At 55.6% G+C, this 18,133-nt stretch carries 16 protein-coding genes; 11 read left to right on the top strand and 5 right to left on the bottom strand.

Going from position 1 to position 18,133, the window contains the following annotated elements; genetic code table 11:
- Positions 1-13 precede the first annotated feature (13 nt).
- The 4 genes from nagZ to AC22LX_RS04805 all read left to right on the top strand — a co-directional run bounded on the left by nagZ (position 14) and on the right by AC22LX_RS04805 (position 3,897).
- A complete protein-coding gene (nagZ, locus tag AC22LX_RS04820) occupies positions 14-1,024 on the top strand; it encodes a beta-N-acetylhexosaminidase (RefSeq protein WP_162184064.1) in 1,011 nt (336 codons plus the stop codon).
- Positions 1,025-1,060: 36 nt separating this feature from the next.
- Positions 1,061-1,603 carry an alpha/beta hydrolase YcfP gene (ycfP, locus tag AC22LX_RS04815; protein ID WP_047046860.1) on the top strand — a complete coding sequence of 181 codons (543 nt, stop codon included), beginning with the start codon at positions 1,061-1,063 and terminating at the stop codon, positions 1,601-1,603.
- A gap of 244 nt (positions 1,604-1,847) precedes the next feature.
- Entirely contained in the window at positions 1,848-3,152 is a 1,305-nt protein-coding gene (locus AC22LX_RS04810) for an NAD(P)/FAD-dependent oxidoreductase (RefSeq protein WP_015367177.1), read from the top strand.
- A 205-nt stretch (positions 3,153-3,357) separates the two neighbouring features.
- Positions 3,358-3,897 carry a glycine zipper 2TM domain-containing protein gene (locus AC22LX_RS04805; RefSeq protein WP_052671546.1) on the top strand — a complete coding sequence of 180 codons (540 nt, stop codon included), beginning with the start codon at positions 3,358-3,360 and terminating at the stop codon, positions 3,895-3,897.
- A gap of 56 nt (positions 3,898-3,953) precedes the next feature.
- On the opposite strand, the gene AC22LX_RS04800 is transcribed toward AC22LX_RS04805, so the two are convergent.
- From AC22LX_RS04800 to AC22LX_RS04790, 3 genes are all read right to left on the bottom strand, one after another.
- Positions 3,954-6,143 (bottom strand): TonB-dependent siderophore receptor, encoded by a 2,190-nt coding sequence (locus AC22LX_RS04800; protein ID WP_047066468.1) that lies wholly within the window; start codon positions 6,141-6,143, stop codon positions 3,954-3,956.
- 225 nt (positions 6,144-6,368) lie between these two features.
- A complete protein-coding gene (locus AC22LX_RS04795) occupies positions 6,369-7,004 on the bottom strand; it encodes a TetR/AcrR family transcriptional regulator (protein ID WP_045393711.1) in 636 nt (211 codons plus the stop codon).
- Entirely contained in the window at positions 7,001-7,120 is a 120-nt protein-coding gene (locus tag AC22LX_RS04790; RefSeq protein WP_161801890.1) for a hypothetical protein, read from the bottom strand. Before AC22LX_RS04790 ends, AC22LX_RS04795 begins: the two co-directional genes overlap by 4 nt.
- A gap of 133 nt (positions 7,121-7,253) precedes the next feature.
- On the opposite strand from AC22LX_RS04790, the gene bhsA reads away from it, so the two are divergent.
- Positions 7,254-7,511 carry a multiple stress resistance protein BhsA gene (bhsA, locus tag AC22LX_RS04785; RefSeq protein ID WP_045375056.1) on the top strand — a complete coding sequence of 86 codons (258 nt, stop codon included), beginning with the start codon at positions 7,254-7,256 and terminating at the stop codon, positions 7,509-7,511.
- Positions 7,512-7,727: 216 nt separating this feature from the next.
- Here bhsA and ldtC read toward each other — a convergent pair whose 3' ends face one another.
- Both ldtC and mfd read right to left on the bottom strand, forming a co-directional pair.
- Positions 7,728-8,687 (bottom strand): L,D-transpeptidase LdtC, encoded by a 960-nt coding sequence (gene ldtC / locus AC22LX_RS04780; RefSeq protein WP_047066471.1) that lies wholly within the window; start codon positions 8,685-8,687, stop codon positions 7,728-7,730.
- A 165-nt stretch (positions 8,688-8,852) separates the two neighbouring features.
- Entirely contained in the window at positions 8,853-12,299 is a 3,447-nt protein-coding gene (mfd, locus tag AC22LX_RS04775; protein ID WP_045393716.1) for a transcription-repair coupling factor, read from the bottom strand.
- 338 nt (positions 12,300-12,637) lie between these two features.
- On the opposite strand from mfd, the gene lolC reads away from it, so the two are divergent.
- From lolC to AC22LX_RS04745, 6 genes are all read left to right on the top strand, one after another.
- On the top strand, positions 12,638-13,837 hold the full coding sequence (gene lolC, locus AC22LX_RS04770) for a lipoprotein-releasing ABC transporter permease subunit LolC (protein ID WP_072251518.1): 1,200 nt from the start codon (positions 12,638-12,640) through the stop codon (positions 13,835-13,837).
- Positions 13,830-14,531 (top strand): lipoprotein-releasing ABC transporter ATP-binding protein LolD, encoded by a 702-nt coding sequence (gene lolD / locus AC22LX_RS04765; protein ID WP_015367168.1) that lies wholly within the window; start codon positions 13,830-13,832, stop codon positions 14,529-14,531. The genes lolC and lolD overlap by 8 nt, the downstream gene beginning before the upstream one ends.
- Positions 14,531-15,775, top strand: a complete 1,245-nt coding sequence (lolE, locus tag AC22LX_RS04760) for a lipoprotein-releasing ABC transporter permease subunit LolE (RefSeq protein WP_045393724.1) — start codon at positions 14,531-14,533, stop codon at positions 15,773-15,775. Before lolD ends, lolE begins: the two co-directional genes overlap by 1 nt.
- Before the next feature lie 105 nt (positions 15,776-15,880).
- The gene (gene nagK, locus AC22LX_RS04755; RefSeq protein WP_045393727.1) at positions 15,881-16,792 is read left to right on the top strand and encodes an N-acetylglucosamine kinase; all 912 of its coding nucleotides are present in this window, start codon (positions 15,881-15,883) and stop codon (positions 16,790-16,792) included.
- Positions 16,793-16,806: 14 nt separating this feature from the next.
- Positions 16,807-17,637 carry a Sir2 family NAD+-dependent deacetylase gene (gene cobB, locus AC22LX_RS04750; RefSeq protein WP_047050069.1) on the top strand — a complete coding sequence of 277 codons (831 nt, stop codon included), beginning with the start codon at positions 16,807-16,809 and terminating at the stop codon, positions 17,635-17,637.
- A 91-nt stretch (positions 17,638-17,728) separates the two neighbouring features.
- On the top strand, positions 17,729-18,058 hold the full coding sequence (locus AC22LX_RS04745) for a hypothetical protein (RefSeq protein ID WP_045393731.1): 330 nt from the start codon (positions 17,729-17,731) through the stop codon (positions 18,056-18,058).
- Positions 18,059-18,133 lie beyond the last annotated feature (75 nt).

Here is an 18,133-nt window from a genome sequence, read left to right as displayed (position 1 = left end):
TGTGGGTCCGGTAATGTTGGATGTCGAAGGTTTTGAACTGGATGCGGAAGAGAGTGAGATTCTGGCTCATCCTTTGGTTGGCGGCTTAATTTTGTTTACCCGCAACTACCACGATCCGGCGCAATTGCGTGAACTGGTACGCCAAATCCGCGCGGCCTCGCGGAATCATCTCGTGGTGGCGGTTGATCAAGAAGGCGGGCGCGTGCAGCGTTTCCGCGAAGGTTTTACTCGCCTGCCCGCCGCGCAGTCTTTTGCGGCGCTGTTGGGGATGGAAGAGGGCGGTAAGCTTGCCGTAGAAGCCGGTTGGCTGATGGCCAGTGAAATGATCGCTATGGATATTGATATCAGCTTTGCGCCGGTGCTGGATGTCGGCCATATCAGCGCCGCGATCGGCGAACGCTCCTGGCATGAAGACCCGCAAAAGGCGCTGGCGATGGCTCGCCATTTCATTGACGGTATGCATGCTGCGGGCATGAAAACCACCGGTAAACACTTCCCTGGCCACGGCGCGGTGACGGCGGATTCACACAAAGAGACGCCGATTGATCCGCGTCCGGCGGCGGAAATTCGCGCCAAAGATATGGCGGTGTTCAAAAGTCTGATCGATGAACAACGGCTGGATGCGATTATGCCGGCGCACGTGATTTATCCTGATATCGATCCGCGTCCGGCCAGTGGTTCCGAATACTGGCTGAAGACGGTGTTGCGCGGCGAGCTGGGCTTTGACGGCGTCATCTTCTCTGACGACCTGTCGATGGAAGGAGCGGCGATCATGGGCAGCTATGCTGAACGTGGGCAGGCATCGCTCGATGCCGGTTGCGATATGATCCTGGTCTGCAATAATCGTAAAGGCGCGGTGAGCGTATTGGATAACCTGTCCCCGATCAAAGCAGAGCGTGTTACAAAATTGTATCATAAAGGTTCATTTACCCGTCAGGAACTGCGAGATTCCGCGCGTTGGCAGACGGTCAATGCACAGCTGGAGGCGCTCCATGCGCGCTGGCAAGAAGCGAAGTCTGCGTAATTAACCTGAAGGGCGTTGTTGTCTGGTGAGGATACGATGATTATCTATTTACACGGTTTTGACTCTAACAGCCCCGGTAACCATGAAAAGGTGCTGCAGCTGCAGTTTATCGACCCTGACGTACGGTTGATTAGCTACAGTACGCTCCATCCAAAACATGATATGCAGCATTTGTTGAAGGAAGTCGACAAAATGCTGCAGCTCACTGCCGACGATCGGCCGCTGATATGCGGTGTCGGGTTAGGTGGCTACTGGGCGGAAAGGATTGGTTTTCTCTGTGATATTCGCCAGGCTGTGTTCAACCCGAATCTGTTCCCTCACGAGAACATGGAAGGGAAAATCGACAGGCCGGAAGAGTATCAGGATATCGCCACCAAGTGCGTGAACAACTTCCGTGAAAAAAATCGCGACCGCTGCCTGGTGGTGCTATCACGCCATGATGAGGCGCTGGATAGCCAACGCTCGGCTGACTTGCTGCATCATTATTACGAAATCATCTGGGATGAAGAACAGACGCATAAATTTAAAAGTCTTTCGCCGCACCTGCAGCGAATAAAGGCTTTTAAGACCCTCGGTTAATCCTGTTTTCACCTATTCAGCCCGCGGCGTGCAAACGCCGCGGGCTTTTTCTTGTCCATAATTGACGTTGTTCGTTTAAAAAATATGCGGTAAAACTTGATGCACATCAATTTTGGTATGACCAATGTTCCGTTCATGCTATTCTCGGTGCTGCTGAATGGTTTCATCGCTGCAACCTATTGTTAACTAAGAGCTATTTGGATAACTTTTAATTAACAATTGGTTAATAATTTTAGGGGGTCTTGTGACTACGCCATTGAAAAGAATCGTTATTGTAGGTGGTGGTGCCGGCGGACTGGAACTGGCTACTCAGTTGGGTAGAAAGCTGGGCCGCAACAAAAAAGCGAAAATTACGCTGGTGGACCGCAACCATAGCCACCTGTGGAAGCCGTTGCTGCACGAAGTAGCGACCGGTTCTCTGGATGAAGGCGTTGACGCGCTGAGCTATCTGGCGCACGCGCGCAACCACGGTTTCCAGTTCCAGCTAGGCTCGGTGGTGGATATCAATCGCGAAGGGAAAACCATTACCCTCGCGGAACTGCGTAACGAGAAAGGCGAGCTGTTGGTTGCCGAGCGTAAGCTGCCGTACGACACGCTGGTGATGGCGCTGGGCAGCACCTCCAATGACTTTAATACTCCAGGGGTGAAGGAAAACTGCATTTTCCTTGATAACCCGCACCAGGCGCGCCGTTTCCATCAGGAAATGCTTAACCTGTTCCTCAAGTATTCTGCAAACCTCGGCGCGAACGGTAAGGTCAATATCGCTATCGTCGGCGGAGGAGCCACCGGGGTTGAGCTGTCCGCTGAGCTACATAATGCGGTGAAACAGCTGCATAGCTATGGCTATAAAGGATTGACCAACGAAGCGCTGAACGTGACGCTGGTCGAAGCCGGCGAACGTATTCTTCCGGCGCTGCCGCCGCGTATTTCCGGCGCCGCGCACAATGAGCTGACCAAACTTGGCGTTCGTGTCCTGACCCAGACTATGGTGACCAGCGCAGACGTTAACGGCCTGCATACTAAAGACGGGCAGTTTATTGATGCCGACCTGATGGTGTGGGCAGCGGGCATCAAAGCGCCTGATTTTATGAAAGAGATTGGCGGCCTGGAGACCAACCGCATTAACCAACTGGTGGTTGAGCCAACGCTGCAGACCACCCGTGATCCGGATATTTACGCTATCGGCGATTGCGCCTCCTGCGCTCGTCCGGAAGGCGGCTTTGTACCTCCACGCGCCCAGGCGGCGCACCAGATGGCAACCTGCGCGCTGAATAACATTCTGGCGCAGATGAAAGGCAAAGCGCTGAAACCGTATGTCTACAAAGATCACGGTTCACTGGTGTCGCTGTCGAACTACTCCACCGTTGGCAGCCTGATGGGCAACCTGATGCGCGGCTCGATGATGGTTGAAGGGCGAATTGCGCGCTTCGTGTATATCTCGCTGTATCGCATGCATCAGATTGCGTTACACGGCTATTTCAAAACCGGCCTGATGATGCTGGTGGGGCGTATTAACCGTATTATTCGTCCGCGTCTCAAGCTGCACTAAGCGGCAAGTAATCAGGATAGCGTCATCGCGACGCTATCCTGAAAACACAGCATATCCTTCTGCCTGAATCGCAACTTTCCGTTAGGAATCCTCTGAATCCCCTTGATTTGCCGTAGGTTCCCGCATTTTTCATCCGCTTTCTGATTTGCATACCCCCTGAGCAGAACGCAGAATTGCTAGTAACAGCAATGAAGGAGGAACTCCCGTGAATAAATCAATGTTGGCGGGTATTGGGATTGGCGTTGCCGCCGCGTTGGGCGTCGCCGCCGTTGCCGGTCTCAATGTATTAGATCGTGGCCCGCAATATGCGCAAGTGGTGTCCAGTACGCCAATAAAAGAAAGCATAAAAACGCCGCGTCAGGAGTGCCGTAACGTCACCGTTACCCATCGTCGCCCGGTTCAGGATGAAAACCGTATTGCCGGTTCCGTTCTCGGCGCGGTCGCCGGCGGCGTGATTGGCCATCAGTTTGGCGGCGGTCGCGGTCGTAGCGTGGCAACCGTCGTCGGCGCGCTGGGCGGCGGCTATGCTGGTAACCAAATTCAGGGCTCAATGCAGGAAAACGACACCTATACCACCACCCAGCAGCGCTGTAAGACGGTCTACGACAAGTCGGAAAAAATGCTTGGTTATGACGTCACCTATAAAATCGGCGACCAGCAGGGCAAGATTCGCATGGACCATCAACCGGGGGCGCAAATACCTCTCGATAGCAACGGTCAGCTGATTCTGAATAACAAAGCGTAAAATAGCAGTTTTAAGCGATTAGCCCCTCAATCACTCAGGCTGAGGGGCTTTTTTTATCAGAACGTTAACGCGTAGTTCAGGCCGAAGGTCCGGCCGCGTCCTTTATATTCGTACAGCCCGGCGCTGCCATAGGTTGGGCTATACAACAGCGGCGCACGCTGTCCCCAGATGGTGACGTAATCTTCGTTCAGCAAGTTTTCGATGCTAAAGGTCAGTTTACCCACCGGGAGCAGATAGCTACCGATAAAATCGACGGTGTTGTACCCATCAAGCTTATTGCCACTGGCGTCGCTTAAATCAAATACCTGCTGGCTCTGCACACGCAGCGACCACGGGTCCGGCGCCCAGCCGACCCAGGCGGTGGCTTTCGACGGCGAGGCCAGGGTGACGTCCCACTTCTGCCAACTGCCATCGGTTTTAACTTGCGATTTCAGCACGTTGAAGTTAGCGCCCAGACTCCAGTCGCTATCAGGCACGAAGTAGTCCACCGCGCCTTCCACGCCGTAAATGCGACGTTTATCCGATTGCACATCAATGGTCATGTCGCTGCGGTTAACTACGATGGTTTTGTCTGATGTCGAGTAATAAGCGGCAAGCTGCGTGCGCAGGTTGTCGCCGGTGTAGCGCCAGCCCAGTTCCCAGGAGTTAACTTTGATCCCCTGTAGCGGCGAGTCGCCGACGTTAACGCTCGAGACCAGCGGCAGATGGCCGTTGACCGCGGCGCCGTAGCTGCCGATACCGTAATATTTGCCCGGATCCGGTAGTTCGACGCCCTGAGAGAAGTTAAACCAGGTCTGCTGGCGTTCGGTAATGTGGGCGACGATCCCGGCATTAAAGAGGAAGTTATCATAATCGGTCTTACCGCCAGGAATGGCATCCGCCGACTGATATTTGCCTTTAGCGACATCCTGCTGCTGCGCGTAGCCGACAAAATCATCGACGCGGTTTTCCGTCCATTGATAGCGCACGCCGCCGCTAAGGGTGAAGATGTCGTTCAGGTCGTAACTGCTTTGCAGGAACGGCGCAAGATTGGTGATGCTGTAGCCAGGATAACGGCCGGTGGTATAGGCAGACTGATTATTCAGGCCGCCGGAAGCCATCGCCTTATCCAGGTCGAAGAACATCTGGTTGGAATTAAAGGTTTCATGGTCGGCGTCAACGCCCCAGGTCAGATCCCATCCCGTTAGCGGCTGGCTGTTGAAGGTGATCTTAGCGCCGTACTGATCGGTATCCTGCTGTGAGGCGGAAAAACTGCTGATTTTACCTTTGCTCAAGGCCGGGAAGGGGTAGAAGGTCAGCGACTCATCGCGGTAGTAAATCTGGCTGACCAGATTCTGGCCGAGGAAGTCGGCGTCGGAATATTGCAGGCTGATCAAATGACGCTCGGTGCCGGGCACGCGATCGGAGTTAAGCCCGTTAGAGGTCCAGGCTTTACTTTCGCCAAGCACCGCCGACATATCTTTGCCCAGATTCAGACCATAATCATCGCCCTGGCTTTTATAGTACTGCGTGACCAGCTGGAGCTGGCGCTGGTCATCGATTTCTATGGTTCCGGTGCCCATCACGTCGAGTCGGTCCGAATGTTGTAAGCCGGTTTGCGTATTATCGAGGATCAGCGCGTCATTGTTGGCGTCATACCAGCCGCCGAAGCGTTGATACGCCACTGATAGACGGCCGGAAGCATGATCGGTACCGCCGCTGACGGCCGCCGCTACCCGTTCATCATGATCGTTGCTATTGGCAAAGCCGGTTTTACCACCCAGCTCCAGATCCACCTGACGTTCCTGCTGGCCCTTTTTCGTGACGATATTAATCAGACCGCCGGTACTGCCGCCGCCATATAACGATGTGGCGCCGGAAATAACTTCTATATGTTCGATGTTAAACGGATCGATGGCATCAAGCTGGCGGCTATCGGTGCGCGATGAATTGAGGCGCACGCCGTCGATCAGTACCACGATGGCGCGTCCGCGCATGTTCATGCCGTAGTTGGTACGCCCCTGGCTGCTGACATCTATCCCGGGGATCAACTGCGCGAGGACGTCTTTAAACTCTTTACCACCCTGAACCTGTTGCTCAATTTCCTGGCCTTCAATCACCCAGGTGGTTTGCGCCATCTCGGCGACGGTACGGTGGTTACGGTTGGCGCTGACGATGATATCGTCTTCATCGGCGGCCTGCGCGGCAAAGGCAGGCAGGGCGGTGGCCAGCAGCAGGGGATTGAGCAGCCAGAGGCGCTTGTTCATTCGCATTCCTTGATATGAGTTAGTCATTACTGTTGTTATTTTTTTCAGCCACAGGCGCGGCTGTTACAGCGTGAAACATATAGAAAGACAAATGCGAATTTTGCACATATTGATTATCGTTATCAATATCATTTACAACAAATCAACATAATGAAAATATTGAGAAAAGTAAGGGTATTTAGCAGAAGGGGAAAAAACCGGCGAGCGAGGGCCGCCGGTAGGGGATTAAGGTTGCAGGATTTGCGGCCACAGGCGCAGCGTAGTGTCGCTAATTTGTTTCAGGGTGGCGAAATCAGCGCCTTCGCGCGCGCTGATTGACATTCCTTGCAGCACGCAGTTTAAAAACTGCGCCAACTGCAAGACATTGCCCTGCGCAGGGAGTTCGCCGCGCTGCTGGCGCTGCTGTAAAAATTGCGTCAACGTTTGTTCCTGCACCGCGTGCCGCGACTTAATAGTGTTGGCGATATCGGTTGAAGAGGCGGCCAGCGCCGCGGAGGTGTTAATCATAAAACAGCCTGCCGGGGTATCTTTGCTGGTAAAGCAGGTAGCGACAGCGGTGAAATAGTCGCGCAGCGCCTGATCGACGGTTTTTTGGTCATCGAATAGCAGTGCTTCATGTTTCGCGGCAAAGCGGGAGATGTAGCGATCCAGCACCGCGCGGAATAAGCCTTCTTTGTTCACGAACTCGGCGTACAGCGTCGGGGCTTTCGCGCCGGTCGCTTCGACGAGATCGGCAAGCGAAGTTGCTTCATAGCCGTGCTGCCAGAAAAGTGTCATGGCCTTGTCCAGCGCCGCGTCCCTGTCGAACACTTTAGGTCGGCCACGGCTTTTTTTTGCGCAACTTTGAACGTCAGTTGTCATGATGCCGTTGTACCTATGTTGGGTTGTTGAACGGCCATTATAAAAATAAACGTGTCATGCTGCCAGCGGCAGAAGTCCAAAAATAAATAATTCATATATGTATGAAAATTAAGCATTTTATAAATAGTTAAATGATCGTTATAAAAATGAGTTGACCTGTGACATGGATCACATTATCATTTACCTATCGATCGTTAAGTTAATTCTTACGACCCTACTATAAAAATCATCTGCATAGGTATAATAATCATGAAAAACGTCCAAAAACTGGCACTTGCTGCCGTACTGAGCTCACTCTCATTTGCAAGTTTCGCCGCTGTTGAGGTGCAATCCACCCCAGCAGGCCAACATAAAATCGGTACCGTTTCCGCATCCGCCGGCACCAATCTGGGTTCGCTCGAAGATCAGCTGGCGCAGAAAGCCGACGAAATGGGGGCGACCTCTTACCGCATTACTTCGGTAACCGGTCCTAATACCCTGCACGGTACCGCAGTTATCTATAAATAAATGTTGTAACCCCTGTCATGCCACTGACAAAACGCGTTCCTGACCCCCTTCAGCAGAACGCGTGTAGTAAGCAGTAAATGTAGTTCCCTTTGTTATGCCACTCTCGCGACGCGGTCCACACCCCTTCATGGGACCGCGCCCCGCGAAACTGGCGATTGCCACAAAAAAACCCGCCGTGCCTGGCGGGTTTTTTACTTTCTGCAATTCGCAAATGCATTACAAGGCTTGCTCGGCGGAAACCTGATGACGGGTTACATCGACCGGCATTCCGGAACGCAGCTCCATCGCGCTTTCCATTACCTGCTGATTGGTCTGCGGCGCCTGCTTAAAGTTCTTCATGCTGGCGTTCAGGACGATTGGCAGCGTTTGCGGATCGTCATTGATATGTTCGGAGAGCGGCTGGTGGACTTCCACCAGACGGGTACCGTTTGGCTCTACCGAAACTTTGATAGGTTCGTTGATGATATTCACCCTGGTGCCCGGCGTGATTTTGTTATACAGAGACTTTATATCAGCATCGCGCAGGCGGATACAGCCTGAACTGACGCGCATCCCGATGCCAAAATCGGCGTTGGTGCCGTGCAGTAGATAGACGCCGCCGTAGGCCGCAAGACGAATCGCGTGATGTCCCATCGGGTTATTCGGCCCGGCCGGAACCACTGCCGGCAAATCGATCCCCATCGCTTTATAACGCGCGCGAATGTTGGCGGTTGGCGTCCAGGTCGGGTTGGCGCGCTTATCTGAAACGGTAGTGACCATCGTCGGAGTCAGGGTATCGCCGCCAAGCTGGCCGATACCGATCGGGTAAACGGTCACGCTATTCTGTCCCGGTGGGTAATAGTACAGACGCAGCTCGGCGATATTGAGCACCAGACCTTCACGGGGGGCGTCAGGCAGCAGTGTCTGCAGCGGGATGGTCAGCACGCTCCCGGCGCGCGGCACATAAGGATCGACACCGGGATTAGCCTGCAGCAGCGCGAGAAAACCAACGTTGTATTTTTTGGCAATCGCTTCCAGCGACCCGCCGTTATCCTGCACTACATGAAACTGATTCTGCCCGACCAGACGGCTACCGCTCGGCGGTAACGGCCAGGTATTGGCGCGGGCGGGAAGGGCCAGCGTCGCCGCGAGAGCGAATGCCGTCAGCCAGGTTGAAACACGCGAGATATTTATCATTACCATAATTCCACAATAAACAAACGGTTATTTTTATAAGATAATCAATGTCAATTATGGCGCGGGAGAGTGTTGGGAAATCCAGGTGGATTGCAAAATGTTTGTAAAGTTTGCTAACTGTGACAGGTAAAGAGATGCGGTTTTGACAACCGCATCTCTTCGTTCTCAAGCGGTAGCGTTTTCTTCCAGCTGACGCATAAACTGGCGTACCCAGTCCATGCGCGTTTTACGCTCATCAAGCTCCTGGAAGAATTTGAGCCTTGTCGGCCCATCCAGCCGGTAATGCTGCGGCTGCTTCTGCAATAGACCGATAAGCCAGACCGGATTAACGTTATTTTTCTCGTTAAACTCGATCACGCCGCCTTTTTCATTGCACTCCAGCTTGCGGATCCCCAGCTTTTGCGCCTGCTGGCGTAGGCGCGTGATATCCAGCAAATTACGCGCCGCATCCGGCAATGTACCAAAGCGATCGATCAGCTCGACTTTGATCTCATCGAGATCGTGTTCGTTTTTGGTGCTGGCGATACGCTTATAGAACGACAGACGGGTGTTAACGTCGGGAATAAAGTCATCCGGCAGCAGCGCCGGCATGCGCAGCTCCACTTCCGTCTGCTGGCTGGTGAGATCTTCCAGCGACGGCTCGCGACCCTCTTTCAGGGCATCGACGGCGTTCTCCAGCAGTTCCATATACAGCGAGAAGCCAATGGTTTCCATCTGTCCGCTCTGACCTTCTCCCAGCAGTTCGCCGGCGCCGCGAATTTCAAGATCGTGGGTCGCGAGGGCAAAACCGGCGCCGAGGTCTTCCAGCGAAGCGATAGCTTCCAGGCGTTTCTGCGCGTCTGTAGTCATCGCTTTTGGATGTGGGGTGAGCAGCCAGGCGTAGGCCTGATGGTGCGAACGACCCACGCGGCCGCGCAGCTGGTGCAGCTGGGCAAGGCCGAAGTGATCGGCGCGCTCAATGATGATGGTATTGGCGGTTGGGATATCGATGCCGGTTTCAATGATTGTCGTACAGACCAGCACGTTAAAACGCTGGTGATGGAAATCATTCATCACCCGTTCCAGTTCGCGTTCGCGCATCTGGCCGTGACCGATGGCAATTCGCGCCTCCGGTACCAGTTCAGCCAGACGATCCGCCGCTTTCTGAATATTTTCAACATCGTTATACAGATAGTAAACCTGACCGCCGCGCAGGACTTCACGCAGGATCGCCTCGCGAACCACCAGCGCGTCATATTCGCGGACAAAGGTTTTTACCGCCAGACGGCGAGCTGGCGGGGTGGCGATAATGGACAGATCGCGCATTCCGCTCATCGCCATATTCAGCGTACGCGGAATAGGCGTGGCGGTCAGCGTCAGGATATCGACGTCCGCGCGCATCGCCTTGATGCGTTCTTTATGACGCACCCCGAAGCGGTGTTCTTCATCGACGATAAGCAGACCCAGGTCGCGCAGCTTGACTTCATTTTGCAGCAGCTTATGGGTACCGATCAGAATATCGATTTTACCTTCTGCCGCCTGTTCAAGGATCTGCGCCTGCTCTTTGGCGCTGCGGAAACGGGATAGCATCTCAATACGTACCGGCCAGTTGGCGAAGCGGTCGCGGAAGTTATCGTAGTGCTGCTGGGCGAGCAGGGTGGTCGGCACCAGCACGGCCACCTGTTTGTGGTTTTCGACGGCGAGGAAGGCGGCGCGCATCGCCACTTCGGTTTTCCCGAAGCCAACGTCGCCGCAGACCAGGCGGTCCATTGCCAGCGGCTGGCACATATCGCTGAGAACGGCGTTAATTGCCTGCGCCTGATCCGGCGTGGTTTCGAACGGGAAACCGTCGCAGAATAATTGATACTGCTCGCGGTCATGCTTAAAGGCGAAGCCTTCTTTGGCCGCGCGCTGGGCGTAGATATCCAGCAGTTCGGCGGCCACGTCGCGCACTTTCTCCGCCGCTTTTTGCCTTGCCCGCGCCCAGGCATCGCCGCCCAGCTTGTGTAGCGGCGCATTTTCTTCCGCGCCGCCGGCGTAGCGGCTAATCAAATGCAGTGACGATACCGGGACGTACAGTTTGGCGTCGTTGGCGTAGGTCAGCATCAGATATTCGCCTTTGATGCCCCCGGCTTCGAGGGTGGTCATCCCCGCATAACGACCCACCCCGTGTTCAAGGTGTACCACCGGCTGTCCGATATGCAGTTCCGCCAGGTTGCGAATGAGCGTGTCGGGGTTAATGGTACGGCGGGAATCCTGACGGCGGCGGGCGACGCGTTCGCCCAGCAGATCGCTTTCGCAAATCAGCGCCAGATTTGCCTGGCTGTCGATAAATCCGTGCTCGGCGGCGCCGATCATCAGGAAGCGACCATTTCCGGTTGCTTCCTGCAGGCGCAATATATGTTTTGGCGCAACTTTGATGCGTGCCAGCATTTCGCTCAGCGCCTCGCGGCGGCCTTCGCTTTCCACTGAGAAAATCACCGGGCCGCTGAAGGATTCAAGGAAGCGACGCAGGTTGTCCAGCGGCGCTTTATTTTGCGCCTGAATCGCCAGCTCAGGCAGGGGTTGATAGCCGAGGTTAGTATGAGCGGCTTTCTCCGCCAGACGTTCAGTTTTTAACTGGACCCGCGGCCATTTTTTCAGCTCGCTAAAAAGCTCGTCGCTGCGCAGCCACAGCTGCTCCGGCGGTAGCAGCGGGCGCATCGGATCGACGCCGCGGTTTTCAAAGCGGGCGCGGGTCTCATTCTGGAAACGCTCGGCGCTGTGCTCCAGATCGCCGGTATTCACAATCAGCGTACTGGGCGGGAAATAGCTAAACAGCGGCGGCAGCGGCTCGTTGAAGAACAGCGGTTGCCAGTATTCGATCCCGGCGGGCAGGGTACCTTTGCTCACCTGCTGGTAGATATGTTCCGGGTCGCGCTTCACGTCAAAGCGATCGCGCCACTGGCTGCGGAACAGTTCGATCGCCGCCTGGTCGGTCGGGAACTCATGCGCCGGCAGCAGATTGATGGCCTCGACTTCTTCCAGAGTACGCTGGCTATCAACATCGAATAACCGCAGGCTGTCTATTTCGTCATCAAAGAAATCGAGGCGATAGGGCTGCTCGCTGCCCATCGGGAAGAGATCGAGCAGGGCGCCGCGGGTCGCGTATTCGCCGTGTTCCATTACCTGATCGACATGGCGGTAACCGGCGCTGTCCAACTGCGTGCGTAGCGCATCGCGCGACAGACGCTGCCCTTTTTTCATTACCAGCGCGTGACCGTGCAGATAATTATGCGGGCAGACCTTCTGCATCAGAGTGCTTACGGGAACGATAAGCACCCCGCGCTGCATGGTCGGCAACTGATATAAAGTCGCAAGGCGCGAAGAGATAATATCCTGATGTGGCGAAAAGCTATCGTAGGGCAGGGTTTCCCAGTCAGCGAGGCCGATCACCATGCTATCGGTAAATTGCCTGATTTCATCATTCAAACGCAGGGCGTTTTGCATGTCGGGCGCAACCAGCACCACCGGGCCATGATGGCGTTCGGCCATTTCGGCTACCAGCGTGGCGCAGGCGGCGCCGGTGAGTTCGCCAAGCTGGCGCTGATCGCCGGCTTTGACCGGCAGAGTATAGCGATATTGTTCAGGCATAACGGTTGTCAGGATCCCTTAGCGCCTATCCCATCAGGCGATTGTTTGTACTGTTTGGCCGCAGTCGGCCAACTCGCTCTACGATGTAGGGGCAAATTGCTGATATTCAATGTCTCTGATTATCCGCAATTGGTCTGATTTCGCCAACCCGATTGGCCTCCTGCGCCATGTTTTCTACAGCGCAAGGCGATTGATAAATATATACACTCTAAATTAACCCTCTGATTTAAAACTATTACTTTGTTATTTTGGCGAAAAAATCTACCGTATCAGCGATTTACGCGTTGGGCTATGCCATATATACTCGAACATCGGCTATCAGCAACCAGATGGATTACATGTACCAACCTGCCGCACTATTTATCGGCCTTCGCTACATGCGCGGGCGCGCAGCCGACCGCTTCGGCCGTTTCGTCTCCTGGCTTTCGACCATCGGCATTACGCTTGGCGTGATGGCGCTGGTGACCGTCCTGTCGGTGATGAACGGTTTTGAGCGTGAGCTGCAAAACAACATCCTGGGGCTGATGCCGCAGGCTATCATTAGCGCCCAGCAGGGCTCTATCAACCCGCAAAAAATGCCGGAAAGCGCCGTTAAGCTGCAGGGCGTGACGCGCGTCGCGCCGCTCACCACCGGTGATGTGGTGCTGCAAAGCGCCCGCAGCGTCGCCGTCGGCGTGATGCTGGGTATCGACCCGGCGCAAAAAGATCCGCTGACGCCTTACCTGGTGAACGTGAAACAAAGCGATCTGCAGGCCGGCAAATATAACGTCATTCTCGGTGAACAGCTGGCCGGCCAGTTGGGGGTTAACCGTGGCGATCAAATTCGCGTGATGGTGCCTTCCGCCAGCCAGTTTACGCCGATGGGCCGTGTCCCGAGCCAGCGTTTGTTTAACGTCATCGGCACCTTTGCCGCCAACAGCGAAGTCGATGGCTATCAAATGCTGACCAACATTGATGACGCCTCCCGCCTGATGCGCTATCCGCTGGGCAATATTACCGGCTGGCGTCTGTGGCTCAGCCAACCGCTGCAGGTTGATACGCTCAGTCAACAGAAGCTGCCCGACGGCACCAAATGGCAGGACTGGCGCGAGCGCAAAGGCGAGCTGTTCCAGGCCGTGCGAATGGAGAAAAATATGATGGGGCTGCTGCTGAGCCTGATCGTCGCCGTCGCCGCTTTCAACATCATTACCTCTCTTGGCATGATGGTGATGGAGAAGCAGGGCGAGGTGGCTATTCTGCAGACCCAGGGGCTGACGCCGCGGCAGATCATGGCCGTCTTTATGGTACAGGGTGCCAGCGCTGGTATTGTCGGCGCGCTGCTTGGCGCGCTGCTCGGCGTGCTGTTGGCCAGCCAGCTGAATAATTTGATGCCGATTATCGGCGCGTTTTTGGACGGCGCGGCCCTGCCGGTGGCGATTGAGCCGCTGCAGGTGATTATTATCGCTCTGGTGGCGATGGCGCTGGCCCTGTTGTCTACGTTGTATCCTTCCTGGCGCGCTGCCGCCACCCAACCCGCTGAGGCTTTACGTTATGAATAAGATCCTGCTGCAATGCGACAACCTGTGCAAACGCTATCAGGAAGGCAACGTGCAAACCGATGTGCTGCACGATGTCAGCTTCAGCATTCAAGAGGGTGAAATGATGGCGATTGTCGGCTCTTCAGGTTCCGGCAAAAGTACGCTACTGCACCTGCTTGGCGGGCTGGATACGCCGACCTCCGGCGATGTTATTTTCTCCGGTCAGCCGATGAGCTCGCTCTCCGCCGCGGCTCGCGCCGATCTGCGTAATCGCGAACTCGGGTTTATCTATCAGTTCCACCACCTGCTGCCGGACTTTACCGCGCTGGAAAACGTGGCGATGCCGCTGCTGATTGGCAAGAAAAAAGCGGCGGATATTGAACGCCAGGCGAAAGCGATGCTGCAGGCGGTGGGCCTGGAACACCGTAGCCACCATCGTCCGTCTGAGCTTTCCGGCGGCGAGCGCCAGCGCGTGGCGATTGCTCGGGCGCTGGTGAACAAACCGCGGCTGGTACTGGCTGATGAACCGACCGGCAACCTCGACGCCCGCAACGCCGACAGCATTTTTGAGCTGCTGGGCGAGCTCAACGTGGCGCAGCGTACCGCTTTCCTGGTGGTGACTCATGACCTGCAGCTGGCGAAACGGATGAACCGCCAGCTGGAGATGCGCGATGGCCGCCTGACGGCCGACCTGACCCTGATGGGGGCCCAGTAATGGCTTCACCGTTATCGTTACTGATTGCGTTGCGTTTTAGCCGCGGCAGACGCCGCGGCGGCATGGTTTCGCTGATTTCCGTCATCTCTACTATCGGCATCGCATTAGGGGTGGCGGTACTGATCGTCGGCCTGAGCGCGATGAACGGTTTCGAGCGCGAGCTCAATAATCGCATTCTGGCGGTGGTGCCGCACGGCGAAATCGAGCCGGTTAACCAGCCGTGGAATAACTGGAACGAGGCGCTGTCGAAGGTTGAAAAAGTGAAAGGCATCGTCGCCGCTGCGCCCTATATCAACTTTACCGGGCTGGTGGAGAGCGGCAGCAATATGCGCGCCATTCAGGTCAAGGGCGTCGATCCGCAGCAGGAGAGCCGCCTGAGTTCGCTACCAAACTTTGTGCAGAACAACGCATGGGCAGGTTTTAAGGCCGGCGAGCAGCAGGTTATTCTGGGCAAAGGCGTCGCCGATGCGCTGCATGTGAAGCAGGGCGATTGGGTGTCGATCATGATCCCCAATTCAGATTCCGAGCACCAGCTGTTGCAGCCGAAACGCGTCAGGCTACACGTGACCGGGATTCTGCAACTGAGCGGCCAACTGGACCATAGCTTCGCGATGATCCCGATGGCGGACGCCCAGCAGTATCTGGATATGGGCAGCAGCGTGACCGGCATCGCCATTAAAGTCACCGACGTTTTCCACGCCAATACGCTGGTACGCGACGCCGGCGAGGTGACCAACAGCTACGTCTATATCAAGAGCTGGATCGGCACTTATGGCTATATGTACCGTGATATTCAGATGATTCGCGCCATTATGTATCTCGCCATGGTACTGGTTATCGGCGTCGCCTGTTTTAACATCGTCTCGACGCTGGTGATGGCGGTAAAAGATAAAAGCGGCGATATTGCGGTGCTGCGCACGCTTGGCGCGAAAGACGGCTTAATCCGCGCGATTTTCGTATGGTATGGTTTATTGGCCGGTTCGGTCGGGAGCCTGATCGGGGTGGTTATCGGCGTGGTAGCCGCGCTGAAGCTGACATCGATTATCAACGGTATCGAAACGTTGATCGGGCATAAATTCCTTTCCGGCGACATCTATTTTATTGACTTCCTGCCGTCTGAATTGCACTGGCTGGACGTCGTTTATGTGCTGGTGACAGCACTGTTGCTGAGTTTGCTGGCCAGCTGGTATCCCGCCCGCCGCGCCAGTCGTATTGACCCGGCGAGGGTGCTGAGTGGCCAGTAATTTATCGTCGTGGCCCGTCAAACGCCGCATCCCTTAGGCCAGTGCTGTGAAAGCAGATACAGCCCAAAGGATGAGGGGTTGGGGCCAATAAGAGGAATGGCTGAAATGTACTACGGATTTGACATTGGCGGCAGCAAGATAGCGTTGGGCGTATTTGATAACGCCCGACAACTGCAGTGGGAAAAACGCGTCCCCACTCCGACGGAAAGCTATGAGGCTTTCCTGCAGGCGATTGAAGCGCTGGTTCGCGAAGCCGATCGGCGCTTTGGCGTGGAGGGCGCGGTCGGTATCGGTATCCCCGGTATGCCGGAAACCGCGGACGGCAAGCTGTATGCCGCCAACGTTCCCGCCGCCAGCGGCCAACCGCTGCGCGTTGATCTCAGCGCACGCCTGGGGCGTGAAGTTCGTCTTGATAATGACGCCAACTGCTTTGCGTTATCTGAAGCGTGGGATGATGAATTTACCCAATATCCGCTGGTGATGGGGTTAATCCTCGGCACCGGCGTCGGCGGCGGGATCGTGCTTAACGGCAAATCAATAACCGGTCACAGCTACATCACCGGCGAGTTCGGTCATATTCGTCTGCCGGTGGACGCCCTGGAAGTAGTGGGGCGCGATTTTCCGCTAACCCGCTGCGGCTGCGGCCAGCTCGGCTGCATCGAGAACTATCTTTCCGGCCGCGGATTCGCCTGGCTGTATCAGCATTTTTATCATCAATCCTTAACTTCGCCACAGATCGTCGATCTGTGGCAGCAGGGTGATGCGCAGGCGCGGGAGCACGTCGAACGTTACCTCGATCTACTGGCCGTTTGTCTGGGCAATATCCTCACCATTGTCGATCCGGATCTGCTGGTGTTAGGTGGCGGATTATCTAATTTTACTGCTATAACCGAAGGGCTGGCGCAGCGCCTGCCGCGTCATTTGCTTCCGGTCGCCCGGGTGCCGCGCATTGAGCGCGCGCGTCACGGCGACGCCGGAGGTATGCGCGGTGCGGCCTTCCTTCATTTGACTCATTAATTACAGGGGTAGCTATGCTGTCGCGCCGCTTACATCGCTTAAGCCGTTTCCGCCGTAAAAAACGCCAGTTGCGCGATCGCTTACGGCAACGTGTCTTCTTCGGCGAAGACAAAACGCCGCCGCAGGCAATAGACAAACCGCGGGTGGTGGTGTTAACCGGCGCCGGTATTTCGGCGGAGTCGGGGATTAAAACCTTCCGCGCCGCCGATGGCCTGTGGGAAGAGCACCGGGTGGAAGATGTGGCGACGCCGGAAGGTTTTGCCCGTGACCCGGCGTTGGTGCAGGCGTTTTATAACGCCCGCCGCCGCCAGTTGCAGAGCGCGGAAATCGCGCCCAATGCCGCGCATCTGGCGCTGGCGAGGCTGGAAGAGGCGCTGGGCGATCGTTTTCTGCTGGTGACGCAGAACATCGATAATCTGCACGAGCGCGCGGGTAACCGCCGGGTTATCCATATGCACGGCGAGTTACTGAAAGTGCGCTGTTCGTGGAGCGGACAGGTGCTGGAGTGGACCGGCGACGTGACGGCGGATGACAAATGCCACTGCTGCCAGTTCCCGGCGGCGCTGCGCCCGCATGTGGTATGGTTCGGCGAGATGCCGCTGGGCATGGATGAGATCTACAGCGGGTTGGCCGAGGCCGATATCTTTATCGCGATTGGGACTTCCGGTCACGTCTACCCGGCCGCAGGTTTTGTCCATGAAGCTCGTCTGCACGGCGCGCATACCGTCGAGCTTAACCTTGAACCAAGCCAGGTCGGCAGCGAATTCGCTGAGAAACATTACGGGCTGGCAAGCGAAGTCGTGCCAGCCTTCATCGATAAGCTGTTGCAGGAAAACTCGCTATAAACTTAATCAGCCTGCCGGGTAGCATGGGCACAGCCCTTTGCTTCCGGCAGAGCTGTTACCAAGGATGAAACGTCATGACAGGAGTCAGACTATGCATAACCCGCTGATTATCGAAGCGATCATGTTGATTGCGGCCATTATCGTCGGCGTATGGAGCCAGAACGCTTTACCTATGTACGCCGATAGTCGACCGATCCTCTTCCTGCTGTGCCTGGTCATTGGTATCGGCAGCACATTGTGCCTGCTACTGGATGGCTTAGCCCTGCTGTTCATCGGTCAGGTTGCAACAGGTAGCGTGCGGATATATGGCCCCATGCTGCTGCTGGTGGTGCTATGGAAACCCTTTAATGCGATCTTCGGCATCATTGAGGATTTTTTGCAGCGCAGAGAAGCCAGAGGGAAATCCCGGCGACGGAAGTGAAATTAGAAATGTCTTAACGGTCGGAAGCTTCCGACCGCGATGAATTATTGCTCAAAAAACTGAAAGCCCGTCAAT

The organism is Klebsiella sp. PK01 (genome assembly GCF_057624675.1).
This window is presented reverse-complemented; position numbering and strand designations above follow the sequence as displayed.